This is a genomic window from Ramlibacter sp. AN1015, assembly GCF_037726105.1.
Lineage (GTDB): Bacteria > Pseudomonadota > Gammaproteobacteria > Burkholderiales > Burkholderiaceae_C > Ramlibacter.
On sequence record NZ_JBBJUM010000005.1, the window covers coordinates 72,319 to 86,804 of the forward strand.

The 14,486-nt window shown below is 70.4% G+C and carries 15 protein-coding genes and 1 pseudogene; 8 read left to right on the forward strand and 8 right to left on the reverse strand.

Annotation, left to right across the window (positions count from 1 at the left end):
* Window positions 1-251: 251 nt before the first annotated feature.
* Window positions 252-389: pseudogene (locus WG922_RS09645) on the reverse strand (ATP-binding protein); the annotation flags it as partial.
* Between the two features lie 241 nt (window positions 390-630).
* On the opposite strand from WG922_RS09645, the gene WG922_RS09650 reads away from it, so the two are divergent.
* Genes WG922_RS09650 through WG922_RS09660 form a run of 3 tightly spaced genes read left to right on the forward strand, consistent with a single transcriptional unit; the run spans window position 631 to window position 3,296 of the window.
* Window positions 631-1,395, forward strand: a complete 765-nt coding sequence (locus WG922_RS09650; RefSeq protein ID WP_340282331.1) for a TorF family putative porin — start codon at window positions 631-633, stop codon at window positions 1,393-1,395.
* Between the two features lie 35 nt (window positions 1,396-1,430).
* Window positions 1,431-1,769: a P-II family nitrogen regulator gene (gene glnK / locus WG922_RS09655; protein WP_340282332.1), complete on the forward strand. Its 339-nt coding sequence runs from the start codon at window positions 1,431-1,433 to the stop codon at window positions 1,767-1,769.
* 24 nt (window positions 1,770-1,793) lie between these two features.
* Window positions 1,794-3,296, forward strand: a complete 1,503-nt coding sequence (locus tag WG922_RS09660) for an ammonium transporter (RefSeq protein WP_340282333.1) — start codon at window positions 1,794-1,796, stop codon at window positions 3,294-3,296.
* Between the two features lie 110 nt (window positions 3,297-3,406).
* Here the strand turns inward: WG922_RS09660 and WG922_RS09665 are convergent, their stop codons facing one another.
* Window positions 3,407-3,817 carry an Ohr family peroxiredoxin gene (locus tag WG922_RS09665; protein ID WP_340282334.1) on the reverse strand — a complete coding sequence of 137 codons (411 nt, stop codon included), beginning with the start codon at window positions 3,815-3,817 and terminating at the stop codon, window positions 3,407-3,409.
* 243 nt (window positions 3,818-4,060) lie between these two features.
* Here WG922_RS09665 and WG922_RS09670 point away from each other — a divergent pair, with 243 nt between their 5' ends.
* On the forward strand, window positions 4,061-4,369 hold the full coding sequence (locus tag WG922_RS09670) for a hypothetical protein (protein ID WP_340282335.1): 309 nt from the start codon (window positions 4,061-4,063) through the stop codon (window positions 4,367-4,369).
* A gap of 46 nt (window positions 4,370-4,415) precedes the next feature.
* Here the strand turns inward: WG922_RS09670 and WG922_RS09675 are convergent, their stop codons facing one another.
* Window positions 4,416-5,114, reverse strand: a complete 699-nt coding sequence (locus tag WG922_RS09675) for a hypothetical protein (RefSeq protein ID WP_340282336.1) — start codon at window positions 5,112-5,114, stop codon at window positions 4,416-4,418.
* A 73-nt stretch (window positions 5,115-5,187) separates the two neighbouring features.
* Between WG922_RS09675 and WG922_RS09680 the strand changes: the two genes are divergently transcribed.
* The 3 genes from WG922_RS09680 to glcF all read left to right on the forward strand — a co-directional run bounded on the left by WG922_RS09680 (window position 5,188) and on the right by glcF (window position 8,527).
* Window positions 5,188-6,114, forward strand: a complete 927-nt coding sequence (locus WG922_RS09680) for an SMP-30/gluconolactonase/LRE family protein (RefSeq protein WP_340282337.1) — start codon at window positions 5,188-5,190, stop codon at window positions 6,112-6,114.
* A gap of 65 nt (window positions 6,115-6,179) precedes the next feature.
* Entirely contained in the window at window positions 6,180-7,274 is a 1,095-nt protein-coding gene (glcE, locus tag WG922_RS09685) for a glycolate oxidase subunit GlcE (RefSeq protein ID WP_340282338.1), read from the forward strand.
* A gap of 5 nt (window positions 7,275-7,279) precedes the next feature.
* A complete protein-coding gene (glcF, locus tag WG922_RS09690; RefSeq protein WP_340282340.1) occupies window positions 7,280-8,527 on the forward strand; it encodes a glycolate oxidase subunit GlcF in 1,248 nt (415 codons plus the stop codon).
* Here the strand turns inward: glcF and WG922_RS09695 are convergent.
* From WG922_RS09695 to lplT, 3 genes are all read right to left on the reverse strand, one after another.
* Window positions 8,524-9,327, reverse strand: a complete 804-nt coding sequence (locus WG922_RS09695) for a CPBP family intramembrane glutamic endopeptidase (protein ID WP_340282341.1) — start codon at window positions 9,325-9,327, stop codon at window positions 8,524-8,526. The two genes, glcF and WG922_RS09695, sit on opposite strands and share 4 nt — an antisense overlap.
* Window positions 9,328-9,409: 82 nt before the next feature.
* Window positions 9,410-10,387, reverse strand: a complete 978-nt coding sequence (locus tag WG922_RS09700) for a DMT family transporter (protein WP_340282342.1) — start codon at window positions 10,385-10,387, stop codon at window positions 9,410-9,412.
* The gene (lplT, locus tag WG922_RS09705) at window positions 10,380-11,663 is read right to left on the reverse strand and encodes a lysophospholipid transporter LplT (RefSeq protein ID WP_340282343.1); all 1,284 of its coding nucleotides are present in this window, start codon (window positions 11,661-11,663) and stop codon (window positions 10,380-10,382) included. Before lplT ends, WG922_RS09700 begins: the two co-directional genes overlap by 8 nt.
* 140 nt (window positions 11,664-11,803) lie before the next feature.
* Between lplT and alr the strand changes: the two genes are divergently transcribed.
* On the forward strand, window positions 11,804-12,919 hold the full coding sequence (alr, locus tag WG922_RS09710) for an alanine racemase (protein ID WP_340282345.1): 1,116 nt from the start codon (window positions 11,804-11,806) through the stop codon (window positions 12,917-12,919).
* A gap of 55 nt (window positions 12,920-12,974) precedes the next feature.
* Here alr and WG922_RS09715 read toward each other — a convergent pair whose 3' ends face one another.
* Window positions 12,975-13,895 (reverse strand): ParB/RepB/Spo0J family partition protein, encoded by a 921-nt coding sequence (locus WG922_RS09715; protein WP_340282347.1) that lies wholly within the window; start codon window positions 13,893-13,895, stop codon window positions 12,975-12,977.
* 29 nt (window positions 13,896-13,924) lie between these two features.
* The gene (locus WG922_RS09720) at window positions 13,925-14,464 is read right to left on the reverse strand and encodes an RBBP9/YdeN family alpha/beta hydrolase (RefSeq protein ID WP_340282348.1); all 540 of its coding nucleotides are present in this window, start codon (window positions 14,462-14,464) and stop codon (window positions 13,925-13,927) included.
* Between the last annotated feature and the right edge of the window lie 22 nt (window positions 14,465-14,486).

The window sequence follows — 14,486 nt, forward strand, 5'->3', positions numbered from 1 at the left end:
GGTTCTGGCGCTATGAACCTGCATCGCTCGTCAGGTATCTCCTGAAGGACAAACGAAAAGGCACCGCCACACACGCATGCATTCCGCGTGGCCAGAGCAGGGTTGCAATGGCGGGAGTTTCCAAGCTTAGCCGCCAAAAAAGGGATTGAACACGCGTGTTCAGTGGTTTACCGGATCCAAAGCGTCATCCGAACTCGAAAAAGTTGTTGATTTGTATAGACAGGATGTTCAGCTGGCATTTTTAGCCACACACGCGCCTCCTTCACCTCCACGTCGGCCAGGCCGACCAGGTTGAACAGGGGCAGTCCGTTGGCCAGGTGCACCTCGACCGTGACCGGCGCAGCGCCGAGTCCCAGCAGCGCCCGGCTTCTTACCAGCGACAAGCTCATCGTTCCTCCCGCAAACCCGCGATGGTAAGAGCTTGGTATTCATTCCATCGGGGTGCGCCCAGGGCGCACGCTCCTGGTGCATCTGCCACGCCGCCCTGCCCGCATCCGGTGCGCCGCGCACCGGAGCCAACCGCAGCAGGCGTCCGACCGGGTGCACGTGGCTTCGCAGCAGGAGCTGGCACGGCTCGTGCATGACAGCGGCTGCCCCCCATACCAAAACCCATCCTGACGGAGTAGATCAATGTCGAAGAAAGCCGGTGCCCTCCTGACCCTTCTCGTAGCAACCGGCGCCGCCCAGGCGCAGGCCACGGCCCAGCCGGCGCCGCCCTACGAGCTGTCGTACAACGTCGGCCTCGTCAGCGACTACCGCTACCGGGGCATCTCGCAGACGGCGAAGCGGCCCGCGCTGCAGGGCGGGGTCGATCTGGCGCACGCCAGCGGCCTCTACGCCGGCCTGTGGGCCTCGACCATCCGCTGGATCGAGGACAGCGGCGCCGACCTGCGTGGCCCGGTCGAGGTCGATCTGTACGGCGGCTTCAAGGGCAGCCTGTCCGAGGGCGTCGGCTACGACGTGGGCGGCCTGTACTACTGGTACCCGAACAACGACCTGAAGAACCTCACGGGCGAGAACGCCAACACCTTCGAGCTGTACGGTGCCCTCAGCGCCGGCCCCGCGACGCTGAAGTATTCGCACGCGCTCACCACCCTGTTCGGCGCCCCCGACAGCGAGAACAGCGGCTATCTCGACCTGAGCGCCAGCTTCGACATCGGCAACGGTTTCTCCGTCGTGCCCCACGTCGGCTGGCAGCGCATCCGCAACTTCGGCACCTACCGCGACTACGCGATCACGCTCGCCAAGGACTTCGGCGAGGGCTTCACCGGCACCGCTGCCGTCGTCGGCACCAACTGGGACGACCGCTTCGGCGCCAGCTACACGCTGCCGGGCAGCGGCAGCCGGGACCTCGCCAAGAGCGGTGTCGTGGTCGGCCTCAAGAAGACCTTCTGACCTCCCTCCATCTCACCCTCCTTCCAGGAGCCAACATGAAACTCGTCACCGCCATCATCAAGCCCTTCAAGCTCGACGAAGTGCGTGAAGCGCTCTCGGCCATCGGCGTGCAGGGCATCACCGTCACCGAGGTCAAGGGCTTCGGCCGGCAAAAGGGCCACACCGAGCTGTACCGCGGCGCGGAGTACGTGGTCGATTTCCTGCCCAAGGTGAAGATCGAAGCGGCCGTCTCGGACGACCTCGTCGAGCGCGTGATCGAAGCGGTCGAGACCGCCGCGCGCACCGGCAAGATCGGCGACGGCAAGGTGTTCGTCTACGACCTCGAGCAGGTCATTCGCATCCGCACCGGCGAGACCGGCAAAGACGCCCTGTAACCCCCCTTCAAAGAGAGAGCAACCATGCGAAAGCTTCTTGCCTGCCTGGCCCTGGGGCTGGGTCTCCTGAGCGGAGGCGGCGCCGCACTGGCGCAGGCCCCCGCCGCACCCATGGCCGCTGCCGCCGCGACAGCCGCCGAGTCGCCGGCCGCCGCCCCTGCGGCCGCAGCGGCATCGCCCGCCGCCGGCGCGGAGACAAGCGCTGCCGCCGCGCCCGTGCCGAACAAGGGCGACACGGCCTTCATGACCACGGCCACGCTGCTCGTGATCCTCATGACCCTGCCCGGGCTGGCCCTCTTCTACGGCGGCCTGGTGCGCAGCAAGAACATGCTGTCGGTGCTGATGCAGGTGTTCGTGGTCAGCTCGCTGATCTACGTGCTGTGGGCGCTGTACGGCTACAGCCTCGCGTTCACCGGCGGCAGTCCGTTCATCGGCGGCTTCGACAAGCTGTTCCTGCTCGGTGTCACGCCTGAATCCGTTGGCGCCACCTTCAGCAAGGGCGTCGTGATCCCCGAACTGAGCTTCGTCGCGTTCCAGGCCACCTTCGCCGCCATCACCTGCGCACTGATCGTCGGCGCCTTCGCCGAGCGCATCAAGTTCTCGGCGGTGCTGCTGTTCGTGGTGATCTGGTTCACCTTCTCCTACCTGCCGATCGCCCACATGGTCTGGTACTGGGATGGCCCCGATGCGATCACCGACGCCGCCTCGCTGGAGACCGTCACGGCCAACGCGGGCTGGCTCTGGGCCAAGGGCGCGCTCGACTTCGCCGGCGGCACCGTGGTGCACATCAACGCCGGGGTGGCCGCCCTGGTCGGCGCCTACCTCGTGGGCAAGCGCATCGGCTACGGCAAGGAATCGCTCACGCCGCACAGCCTGACCCTCACCATGGTCGGCGCCTCGCTGCTGTGGGTGGGCTGGTTCGGCTTCAACGCCGGCTCGAACCTGGAGGCCAACGGCATCGCCGCCCTCGCCTTCGTCAACACCCTGGTGGCCACCGCCGCTGCGACGCTGTCGTGGATCGCCGGTGAGGCGCTGTCCAAGGGCAAGGCCTCGATGCTCGGCGCGGCTTCCGGCGCGGTGGCGGGCCTGGTGGCGATCACCCCGGCCTGCGGATTCGTCGGCCCGATGGGCGCGATCGTCATCGGCTTCGTGTCCGGCCTGGTCTGCCTGTGGGGCGTGAACGGCCTCAAGCGCCTGCTCGGCGCCGACGATTCGCTCGATGTGTTCGGCGTCCACGGCGTGGGCGGCATCGTGGGCGCGCTGCTGACCGGCGTGTTCGCCGCACCTTCGCTGGGCGGCACCGGTGTCTTCGACTACGTCGCCAACGCGGCGAGCACCGAGTACTCGATCGCCAACCAGGTGTGGGTGCAACTGCAGGGCGTGGTCACCACCATGGTCTGGTCCGCGGTCGTCGCCTTCGTGGCCTACAAGATCGTCGATCTGCTGGTCGGCCTGCGCGTGACCGAAGAGGAAGAGCGCGAAGGCCTGGACATCAGCAGCCACGGCGAGACCGCCTACCACCGCTGACGCGACCCGCCGGCCCGCGTCAAACGGGCCGCTTCATGCAAGCAAGGAGTCTCCTCAGACCTTGGCCCGCCACCCGGCGGGCTTTTTTTCGGGCGCGGCGAACCGACCGCTCAGCCGGGCCCTTGTACGCCCGTCACGCGGACCACCGGTTCGACGCCCGGGGCATGCGGCCACAGCTGCGCGGCGCGTTCGACCCATTCCCGCATCGCCTCGTCTGCCTGCGCGACGTGCACCTGCAGCTCCAGCGCGAAGCCGTCGTCGCGCCGGCCCAGCCCCACGTCGCAGTCCACCTGGAGGTCGGCCGGCAGCGGCTGGCCGGCCTCGCGCGCAGCCTGCTCGAGCGCGGTGTAGAAGCACGCCGCGTAGGCCGCGGCCAGCAACTGTTCGGGGTTGGTGCCGCCGCCCGTGCCGCCAAGCTCGTGCGGCACGCCCAGGCGCGCGCGCAGGACGCCGTCCGAGCTGCGGACTTCTCCAGGGTGGGGCCCCGCACAGGTGGCTCGGGCGCGGTAGAGCGGATCCATGGACGGCTCCTCAAGAAGCAAAGCGGGTCATTTCATGCGCGGCCGCCGGGTTGGCATGCCGGAAGCCGGCTCGACGCCCTGTCGGTGCGCGCCGACCAGGGAGCGCCGACCGCCGCATACACCCATCCGGAGGAGCTTGCGCGGCTTCGCGCCGGCGTCCCACGGCGCTTTAGCGCCCGTTCCCACCGAGCGCAAACGGAGCCGCCCGGACCATCCGGGCACCAACCAACGCAGGAGATTCACATGCAAGCAACCAAGTCGATCATCGCCGTCGCCCTCTTCGCTGCGGCCGGCATCGCCTCTGCCCAGAACACCCCGACCAGCCCCTCCGGGACCGGCTCGGTCAGCAGCGACCAGGAAGTGCGCCGCGGCGTGCCGGGCGTGGACGCCGACGTGCGCACCGGCGACCGCGGCCGCTCCGCTGGCGTTCCGGGCGTGGACGTGGACGTGCGTAACCCGCGCACCAATGCGGGCGACGACGACACCCGCCGCATGGGCGCCGCTGGCGATCGCATGGGCGCCGACGGCCGCATGCGCGCGGACCGCAACTGATAGAGCCCGCCTCCGCGCAGAGCCTGCCTTCGCGCGGGGCTGCGGCTCAGGCCGACCGTTCCCGGACCTCGGCCACGCGCAGGACGATGGTGTCGCCCTCGCGGCTGAAGGCGATGCCTTCGGCACGCGCCATGGCTTCGACCTCGTCCTGGCGCAGCGGGCGGTACGGCGGCTCGCCCATGTCCCCTTCGGGACCGTCCGCCGGCTCCAGCTCCAGCAGCACGCGTACCGTGGCATCGTCCCCGGGCTGCGCGCGCAGGTGGATTTCCGCCGGCGGTCCCGCGTCGTCGGACAGCAGCAGCAGGCAGGCGGGCAGCAGGTGGCGCAAGCCCGTGCGCGCGACGCACCAGGGGCCGTCTTCCACTTCGTTGCGCAGCGCGACACCCCGGAATCCGAAGCTGCTGGACAGCAGATCGACCGTCTCGGCGACGGCTTCGCGCACGCTCACCACCTGCGACGGGTCGGGCGCGAGCCAGGCGATGACGTCCAGGCAGGAACGCACCGCCGTGCGCGAGAAGCCGGTGATGCGCACCGCCCCTTCACGCACATCGTCGAGCTTGGGCTCAGGTGCGCGCAGGCGCCGCTCGAGGACCTCGCCGGCCATCGTGATGGGCTGCAGGTGCGCCATCATGTCGTGACGTATGGCAAACGCGAGGCGCCGCAGCAAGGCGTAGCGCGCGGCCTCGACTGCGGCAGCGGTAGCGGCGGCGGAGGCGGCAGCGGAATGGGTCGTCGGTGAATTCATGGCACGGGTCCTTGCGACGCATGTTATCGGCTGGGCACCGCGCGCAGAAGCGTCGTCGCACAATGGAGCGGGCATGAATACCCTCGAATGGCACAGTCTCACGCCCCACGCGATGCGGGTGGGCGAATCCCCTTTCTGGCACCCGCAGGAGCGCCGGCTCTACTGGATCGACAACGAAGCGAAGTGTCTGTGGCGGGCCGGCGGCGGCGGCGAATCGGCCGAGCGCTGGGACATGCCGAGCGCGCCCGGATGCATCGCACCTGCGCGTCGCGGCGGCCTGGTGATCGCCCTGCGTGACGGGATCTACCGGGCCGAGACCTGGGGCGCGGCCCTCACCCGGCTCGCTGCGGCGCAGCACGACACCGCCAGCACGCGCTTCAACGACGGCAAGGCCGACCCGCAGGGCCGCTTCTGGGCCGGCACCATCTACGAGCCGCGCGACCGCGCCGATGCTGCGCTGTACTGCCTGGACGCCCGAGGCAGGCAGGGCAACCCCGCGCTGGTGCGGCAGCTGGGCGGCGTGACCAATGCCAACGGCCTCGCCTTCGCGCCCGACGGGCGCACGCTGTACTGGGCCGACACCACGCAGCACCTTGTGCGTGCCTGGGAGTTCGACGCCGACAGCGGCGTGCCCGGCGCGCAGCGCGTGTTCCACCAGTTCGCACCCAAGCCGCCCGGATGGCAGCCGGGGCAGCCGGGTTACGGCGGCCGGCCGGACGGCGCGGCCATCGACGCGCAGGGCAACTACTGGTGTGCCCTGTTCGAAGGTGCACGGCTGGTGCAGCTCTCGCCCACCGGAGCGCTGTTGCAGGAGCTGCGCCTGCCGGTGCGCTGCCCGACGATGCCCTGCTTCGGCGGCGACGACCTGCGCACGCTCTATGTGACCACTGCCAGTTACGGCCGCCCGCCGGACGAGCTGGCCGGGCTGCCGCAATCCGGCCACGTGCTCTGGACGCGGGTGGACGTGCCGGGCCGGCCTGTCGATTTCTTCATCGACTGATCGCAAAAACATCAAGCCGCGAGCGGGCGTTCGTGCCAGGGGCAGGCGCGTACCATCGCAGCCCTATGGACGCAGCCCTGTCTTACGTGGTCGAGCGCATCCGCCAGAGCGCGGCCGACCGTCTGCCCCTGCGCATCCGGGGCGGCGGCACCAAGGACTTCTACGGCGAGCCTGCCGCCGGCGGCGAGTGGCTGTCCACCACGGCGCTCAACGGCATCGTGGCCTACGAGCCGAGCGAACTGGTGGTGACCGTACGCGCCGGCACCTCGCTGGCGGTGCTGGAGTCCACTCTGGCCGCACAGGGCCAGTGCCTTCCTTTCGAGCCACCACATTTCGGGCCAGGGGGCACGGTGGGCGGCATGGTGGCCGCCGGCCTGTCGGGGCCCGCGCGTGCCAGCGTGGGCGCGGTGCGCGACTACGTGCTCGGCGCCACCATCGTGAACGGCCGGGGCGAAGTGTTGGTGTTCGGCGGCCAGGTGATGAAGAACGTCGCGGGCTACGACGTGTCCCGCCTGATGGTCGGCGCGATGGGTACGCTGGGCCTGTTGGTGGAGGTCAGCCTCAAGGTGCTCGCGCTGCCGCCGGCCGAGGCCACGCTGCGCTTCGAGATGGGGCAGCAGCAGGCCCTCGACCGGCTCAATGCCTGGGGCGGCCAGCCGCTGCCGCTCAATGCCAGCGCCTGGGTCGATGACCGCGGCCTGCACAGCCTGTACCTGCGCCTGCGCGGCGCGACCGCCGCCGTCGAAGCCGCCTGCCGCACCCTCGGCGGCGAGCGGCAGCCCGATGCCGCAGCCGACTGGGCCGCCAGCCGAGACCTGCGCCTGCCCTGGTTTGCCGAGCGCGGCGAACGCGACCTGTGGCGCCTGTCGGTGCCGCAGACCGCCCCGGCGCTGGAGCTGCCCGAGTTGCCGTATGTGGAATGGCACGGCGCTCAGCGCTGGGTGCGCGCCGCGCCTGGCGAGGGCGAGCGCCTGCGCCGCACCGCCCGGGCGGCGGGCGGCAGTGCGACGCTGTTCATGGCCGCAGCCGGCGACGCCGCGCCGGGAGAGCCCCGCTTCGAGCGGCCACAGCCGCCGCTGGACCGCATCCACCGCGATCTCAAGCGGCAGTTCGATCCCGCCGGCATCCTCAACCCCGGCCGGCTCTACCCGGATTTCTGAGTTCCATGCAAACCCAGCTTGCGCCCGAGTTCCAGGGCACTCCCGACGGCGAGGAAGCCGAAGCCATCCTGCGCAAATGCGTGCACTGCGGCTTCTGCACCGCCACCTGCCCCACCTACCAGTTGTACGGCGACGAACTCGACGGGCCGCGCGGCCGCATCTACCTGATCAAGCAGGTGCTCGAAGGTGGCCAGCCGACCCGCTCGACGCAGCTGCACCTGGACCGCTGCCTGACCTGCCGCAACTGCGAGACCACCTGCCCGAGCGGCGTGCAATACGGCCACCTGGTGGACATCGGCCGCAAGCTGGTCGATGAGCGGGTGCCGCGGGGCGGTTCCTCACGGGCGCTGCGCTGGGCGCTGAAGGAGGGGCTGCCGTCGCCGCTGTTCGGCCCCGCCATGAAACTGGGCCAGTCGGTGCGCGCGGTTCTGCCGGCGATGCTGAAGAAGAAGGTGCCGCCCGTGCGCGACGCCGGCCGCTGGCCGAGTCGCGAGCATCCGCGCAAGGTGCTGCTGCTCGCCGGCTGCGTGCAGCCGGCGATGGCGCCCAACATCAACAGCGCGACGGCGCGCGTGCTCGATGCCGCGGGCGTCCAGACCGTGGTGGCACGGGGCGCGGGCTGCTGCGGCGCGGTGAAGTTCCACCTGAACGACCAGGAGGGCGGCAAGGCGCAGATGCGCGCCAACGTCGATGCCTGGTGGCCGCTGGTCGAACGCGGCGAGGTGGAGGCGATCGTCATGAACGCCTCCGGCTGCGGCGTGACGGTGAAGGAGTACGGCCATCTGCTGCGCCATGAGCCTGCGTACGCGGAGCGCGCTGCCCGCATCAGCGCGTGCACGCGCGACCTCAGCGAACTGCTGCCGGCGCTGGTGCCGGCGCTCAAGGGCCGCGTGCGGTCCCGACAGGACCTGCTGGCCTGGCATCCGCCCTGCACCTTGCAGCACGGACAGAAGCTGCGCGGCGGGGTCGAGCAGTACCTGGGGGAGCTGGGCTTGCGCCTGCAGGTCGCGCCGGTCGAATCGCACCTGTGCTGCGGCTCGGCCGGCACCTGGTCCGTGCTGCACCCGCAGGCGGCCGAAGAGCTGCGCGACCGCAAGCTGGTCAACCTGGCCGCGCTTGCGCCCAGCGCGATCGTGTCGGCCAACATCGGCTGCATCACGCACCTGCAAGGCGGCACGCAGCTGCCGGTGCGGCACTGGATCGAAGTGCTCGACGAATCCCTGGCCGACGAATCGGCGGCGCGCCCGGCCTAAGCGGCGGCCGCCGCGGCCAGCCCGAGCAGCCAGAAACCCAGGTGCGTGGCGGCATGCGCCGCCATGGCGGATTCGAGCCGTCCGCGCAGGAAGATCCAGCCGTACACCAGTCCCGCGAGGGCGTTGAGCAGCAGGGTGCGCGCGATCCAGGCGGCAGTGGGTTCGGTGGCCGCCGCCAGGGCAGGCAGGTGGCCCGCGGCGAACAGCAGGGCTGCGGCGACATTCGCGGTCCACAGTACGCCGGCACCCGGCGGTGCAGGGCCACGGCGCAGGACGCGGTGCAGCGCCCAGGCGAGCAGGCTCAGCACGCCCCAGCGGCTCATGACCTCTTCGGTGAGCCCGCCATAGAGCACCCCGGCCATCAGGCGCGCGCCTGCCCCGGGAACCCGCTGTGCGAGTGCCTGCGCATCCAGCCCCGCACTGCCACTGAATACGAGATCGAGTCCCCACAGCAGTGCCGACAGCAGCAGGCCGGCAAGCACCGCTGCGCCGACCTCGCGGCCGGTGGGACGCGACGCCGTGCCGGCGCTCCAGCTCACCAACCCGACCCGGTGGGCCAACGCCGCGCCGAGCACCCCTGCCAGCAGCAACAGCAGCGCCGGATTGAGCAGGGACAGCGCCAGCAGTTGCACCGGCGGCAGCGCCGCGAGGTCGGACGGGAGGACGCCTGCGGCCAGTTGACGGGGCAGTTCCCGGTGCAGCTGCAGCGCCAGGCTTCCGATGCCCAGGAGGCCCAGCAGCACGGGAGGCCAGAAGCGGCGCCCGAAGGTGGGCAGGTGCAGCGGCTTTCTCTCGTCCATGGCTGGAGCATAGAGGCGCCGGCGGCGTCCGGGCGTCGCGAACCGCGCCACGGCGGCGGGACGTTGCGCAGCTTGTGCGGCTTCAGGCGTCCAGATCCGGTGCAGGGGACCCGCGGCGGACGCGTGCCGTCGCACGCAACTGGGCTCGCACGCCCTGCGGCCGGCGTGCCGGCCACGCCGACCACGCGGCGGCAGCCAGGATCAGTGCCCCGCCGATCCAGGTGCGCAGGCCGGCGTGCGATGCGCCGAGCAGCACGGAGGACGCGCTGGCGAACACCACCTCCGACAGCATCACCAGGGCCGTCGTGTGCGCCGCGAGCCGGGCCGCGCCGTATTGCAGGGCCACGTTTCCGAGCAGGAAGGCGACCGCCAGCCCCAGCCCGTACACGGCGGCGCCCGGCTGCCAGCTCGGCGCCGGCGCGAGCCCCTGGGCGGTGGCAAGCAGCGCCAGCAGGCCGGCCAGGCTCGCACCGCCCGCGAACATGGCGAGCACGCGGCCCTGCGAAGCGACCGCCCGCAGCCGCCTCAGCAGGATGTTGGTGAGCGCGAAGCTCAAGCCACCGATGAGGGCCAGCCAGTCGGCCAGGCTGTGCGGCAGCGGCCAGCTCGCTCCATCGGAGCCGAGGACCACCACCACCCCGGCCAGGGCCAGCAGCAGGCGCAGCAGCGAGAGCGGCGTCGGGCGTTCGCCCAGCAGTGGCCAGGCCAGCAGCACGGACCAGGCGGGCATGAGATAGAACAGCAGCACCACGCGGACGACATCACCGACCGTGACGGCCCAGTTGAAGCACACGTTGGTCAGCCCGGCGGCCAGCGCGAGCAGCCAGAGCCCGCGATGGCCTCGCAGGCTGGACAGCGCTCCAGACCGCAAGGCCAGCAGGCACGCCAGCGAGAACAGGTACACCGCTGCCGTGGCCCAGAGCGGGTGCAGCCCAAGCACCTGGAGCTGGCGAAAAGGCCACCAGGACACGCCCCAGACGAAGGCGTTGAAGACGAGGGCCAGCGCGGGGCCCACCGGCCCGTCGATGCGGTCCGGTGCGGCACCGGCGCGGTCAACCATGGATCTTGTCGTGCCGGGCCACGTCGAGCAGGTGATCGACCTCGTCCTTGTGGCGCACAAGGTTGCGCGCGTGCCAGCGCTGGATCAGCCACATGACGCTCGCCACGATCAGCCCGAAACCGGTGATGGCGCCAAATGCCGAGACGCCGAGGCCGGTGGACAGGCTGTAGAGGGCCCCGAGGCCGAGGATGCAGGCCTGCTCGTTGAAGTTCTGTACGGCAATCGAGCGGCCGGCTCCCATGAGGTTGTGGCCGCGGTGCTGCAGCAGCGCGTTCATGGGCACCACCAGGAAGCCGCCCAAGGCGCCGAGCAGGATCAGGAACGGCGCGGCCAGCCAGACGTTGTCGATGAAGTTCATGAGAACGACCAGCACGCCCATGGCAATGCCCAGGGGCATGACGCTCGTCGCCATGTCCAGGCGCATGCGCATCGACGCGGCGATCGCTCCGACGGCGGTGCCCAGCGCCACGACGCCGGTGAGCGCCGAGGCCTGCGTGGTGCCGTAGCCGAGCGCCACCGCGCTCCAGGCCAGGATGATGTAGCGCAGGTTGCCTGAGACTCCCCAGAACAGCGTGGTCGTCGCCAGCGAGATCTGGCCCAGCTTGTCGCGCCAGAGGCGGGCGTTGCAGGTCCAGAAATCCGGTACCAGTTCGAGCACATTGCGCGGCAGCGGCCGCATTTCCACGCCGGTGTGGGGAATGCGGGTGTTGAACCAGGCGGCGAGAGCGTAGACCAGGATCAGCAAAGCGATGGCCGCATCGGGCGCCGAGTCGATTCCGGTGTCCAGCAGCGGGAAGTCGAAGGCCAGCACCCGCATGGCGACCGGCTCGCTGACCAGCAGCCCGCCCAGCAGGATGCCCAGGATGATGGAGGCGATGGTCAGGCCCTCGATCCAGCCATTGGCCTTGACCAGCTGCGAAGGAGGCAGCAACTCGGTGAGGATGCCGTACTTGGCCGGGGAGTAGGCCGCGGCGCCCAGGCCCACGACCGCATAGGCCAGCAAGGGGTGGGCGCCGAACAGCATCATCAGGCAGCCCACCACCTTGATGGCATTGCTGGTGAACATCACGCGCCCCTTGGGAAGCGCGTCCGCGAATGCACCGACGAACGGAGCGAGCACGACATAGAACAGGGCGAACATGGGCACGAGGGCGGCCCGCTGCCACTCTCCCGCGCCGCTGGTCTTGAGCAGTTCCACGGCGGTCACGAACAACGCGTTGTCGGCCAGCGAGGAGAAGAACTGCGCCGACATGATGGTGTAAAAGCCGCGCTTCATTCGTGGGAGCGGCCACGCATCACGGGCAGGCTGATGCGTGGCGGGATGCTTGTCTCCAAAGGTCGCGCGGTTATATCACGCAGGTGCTGCCACAATCGGCGGCGCAGGCCCCCTCGCGGCCGACCCGCACCACGCCTTCCATGCCGCGTCCCATCCAGGCCACCATCCATATCGAATCGCTGCGCCACAACCTGGCGCGCATGCGGGCGAGCGCACCCGACGCGCGGGTCTGGGCCATCGTCAAGGCCAATGCCTACGGCCATGGCATCGAGCGCGTGTTCGAGGGACTGCGCGCCGCCGACGGCTTCGCGCTGCTGGACCTGCAGGAGGCCGAGCGTGTGCGCGCGCTGGGCTGGCGCGGCCCCATCCTGCTGCTCGAGGGTGTGTTCGAGGCGCGCGACCTCGAGCTGTGTTCGCGCCTGTCGCTCTGGCACACCGTGCACTGCCAGGAACAGATCGACATGCTGGCCCTGCACAAGACCCACGCGCCGCACCGCGTCTACCTGAAGATGAACAGCGGCATGAATCGCCTGGGCTTCGCGCCGCACCGCTTTCGCGCGGCGTGGGCGCGGCTGGCGGCCCTGCCGCAGGTGGACGAGGTCACGCTGATGACGCACTTCGCCGATGCCGACACCGAGGGTGGCATCGCGCGGCAGCTGGCGGTGTTCGACGAAGCCACGCACGACCTGCCGGGTGAACGCAGCCTCGCCAACAGCGCCGCGGTGCTGCGCTACGGGCACGACACTGCCGTGCGCGCCGACTGGATCCGCCCGGGCATCGCGGTGTACGGCAGCGCGCCCGACCATCCGGCGCACGACAGTGCCCACTGGGACCTGCAGCCTGCGATGACGCTGTCCAGCCGCATCATCGGCGTGCAGCAGCTCGCGGCCGGCGACACGGTGGGCTACGGCTCCACCTTCACGGCGCAGGGCCCCATGCGCGCGGGAATCGTGGCCTGCGGCTATGCCGACGGGTATCCGCGCCATTGCGCCACCGGCACCCCGGTGCTGGTCGATGGCCAACGCACGCGCACCCTGGGGCGCGTGAGCATGGACATGATCGCAATCGATCTGTCGCCGGTGGCGGGCGCCGGCATGGGCAGCGAGGTCACCCTCTGGGGCCGCGCCGCCACCGGCGCGGTCCTCGGCATCGACGAAGTGGCGCAGGCCGCCGGCACCGTCGGATACGAGTTGATGTGCGCAGTGACGACACGCGTGCCGGTGCAGGCGCAGGCGCAGGACGAACCGACGGTCTAGCGCGGCCCGGGACGCCGCCGCCTCCCGCGCCGCCGCGGCCCACACCGCCGCCGCTTCAGCCGCGCAAGCGGTCGATCAGCCCGTTGAGTTCCTCGAGCGAGCCGAACTGGATGGCGAGCTCGCCCATCTCCTCGGTGCGGCCCGCGCGCTTGACGCGTTTTTTTACCCGCACTTCCACGGCGGCGGTGAGGAGATCGGACAGCTCCTCTTCGACGCGGCGCAGATCGCGCGACTTCTCTTTCTTCGGCTTGGATGCGACCAGGTTGAACTCGGCCCCGATCTTCTTGACCAGGCCTTCGGCCTCGCGCACCGACAGCTTGCGGGCGGCGATCTGGTTGGCCGCCGTGATCTGCGCGGCACGCTCCAGCGCCAGCAGTGCACGGGCATGGCCCATGTCCAGGTCACCGGCCATGAGCATGGTCTGCACCGGCTCGGCCAGGTTCAGCAGGCGCAGCAGGTTGGACGCGGCGCTGCGCGAACGGCCCACCGCCTGCGCCGCCTGTTCGTGCGTGAGCCCGAAGTCGCGCACGAGACGCTGCAGGCCCTGCGCTTCTTCGAGGGGGTTGAGGTCCTCGCGCTGGATGTTCTCGATCAGCGCCATGGCGGCCGCAGCCTCGTCCGCCACGTCCCGCACCAGCACCGGCACGCTGTCCAGACCGGCAAGTCGCGCCGCGCGGAAGCGCCGCTCGCCGGCGATGATCTCGTACTTGCCCTCGTGTGCGCCACCGGCGAGCTTTCGCACCAGGATCGGCTGCATGATGCCTTGCGACTTGATGCTCTCGGCGAGTTCGTACAGCGCGCCTTCGTCCATCCGCGTGCGCGGCTGATACACCCCCGGCACCATGTCGGCGAGCAGCAGCGAAGCGGGCAACCCCGGGTTGCTCACCGGCGCCTCGGCGGCGGCGCCCTCCTCCACCCGCGGCCCGAGCAGTGCCTCGAGGCCGCGCCCCAGTCCCTTGAGTTTCTTCGTGGCCATGTATGGCGCTCCTTGTGCTTGCATGGAAATCAGTCGTTCGCCAGTGCCTGCAGCAGCACGTGGCCTTCCGGCCAGCTGCCCAGGCCGGACTCGGCATTGATGTGTCCGGCCTCGCCGTAGTCCATGAACTGCGCACCCCAGGCGTGGGCGAACAGGCGCGCCCGCTCGAAGGCGCAATAGGGGTCGTCGCGGCTCGCCACCAGCGTCGCGGGAAAGGGCAACCGCTGCAGCGGCACCGGCGCCCAGCTGTGCAGGCTGGCGCGCAGCTGCGGCAGCTCGGGGTCAGCCGGGGCGACCAGCAGGGCCGCCTTGACCCGCGTCGGGTGCCGCGTGTGCGCGGCCCATGCCGCAGCCAGCACGCACCCCAGGCTGTGGGCGACCAGCACCGCCGGCTCGTCGCGCTCCAGCAGCACGTCTTCCAGCCGCGCGATCCAGTCGCCGCGCAGCGCCTGCATCCAGTCGTGCTGCTCGACGCGACGGTAGCCATGGCGCTGCTCCCACAGGCTCTGCCAGTGGCCGGGACCGCTGCCCTGCCACCCGGGCAAAATGAGCACGTTCGAGGACTTCAAGCGGAGTGGACCTTACTGGGAG

Excerpts from the sequence above, each read along its gene's own strand:
- WG922_RS09695 (WP_340282341.1), bottom strand. The coding sequence starts at position 9,327 with ATGGACGAGAGAAAGCCGCTGCACCTGCCCACCTTCGGGCGCCGCTTC.
- alr (WP_340282345.1), top strand. The coding sequence starts at position 11,804 with ATGCCGCGTCCCATCCAGGCCACCATCCATATCGAATCGCTGCGCCAC.
- WG922_RS09700 (WP_340282342.1), bottom strand. The coding sequence starts at position 10,387 with ATGGTTGACCGCGCCGGTGCCGCACCGGACCGCATCGACGGGCCGGTG.
- WG922_RS09665 (WP_340282334.1), bottom strand. The coding sequence starts at position 3,817 with ATGGATCCGCTCTACCGCGCCCGAGCCACCTGTGCGGGGCCCCACCCT.
- WG922_RS09660 (WP_340282333.1), top strand. The coding sequence starts at position 1,794 with ATGCGAAAGCTTCTTGCCTGCCTGGCCCTGGGGCTGGGTCTCCTGAGC.
- WG922_RS09715 (WP_340282347.1), bottom strand. The coding sequence starts at position 13,895 with ATGGCCACGAAGAAACTCAAGGGACTGGGGCGCGGCCTCGAGGCACTG.
- WG922_RS09680 (WP_340282337.1), top strand. The coding sequence starts at position 5,188 with ATGAATACCCTCGAATGGCACAGTCTCACGCCCCACGCGATGCGGGTG.
- WG922_RS09675 (WP_340282336.1), bottom strand. The coding sequence starts at position 5,114 with ATGAATTCACCGACGACCCATTCCGCTGCCGCCTCCGCCGCCGCTACC.
- lplT (WP_340282343.1), bottom strand. The coding sequence starts at position 11,663 with ATGAAGCGCGGCTTTTACACCATCATGTCGGCGCAGTTCTTCTCCTCG.
- WG922_RS09650 (WP_340282331.1), top strand. The coding sequence starts at position 631 with ATGTCGAAGAAAGCCGGTGCCCTCCTGACCCTTCTCGTAGCAACCGGC.
- glcF (WP_340282340.1), top strand. The coding sequence starts at position 7,280 with ATGCAAACCCAGCTTGCGCCCGAGTTCCAGGGCACTCCCGACGGCGAG.
- WG922_RS09670 (WP_340282335.1), top strand. The coding sequence starts at position 4,061 with ATGCAAGCAACCAAGTCGATCATCGCCGTCGCCCTCTTCGCTGCGGCC.
- glcE (WP_340282338.1), top strand. The coding sequence starts at position 6,180 with ATGGACGCAGCCCTGTCTTACGTGGTCGAGCGCATCCGCCAGAGCGCG.
- glnK (WP_340282332.1), top strand. The coding sequence starts at position 1,431 with ATGAAACTCGTCACCGCCATCATCAAGCCCTTCAAGCTCGACGAAGTG.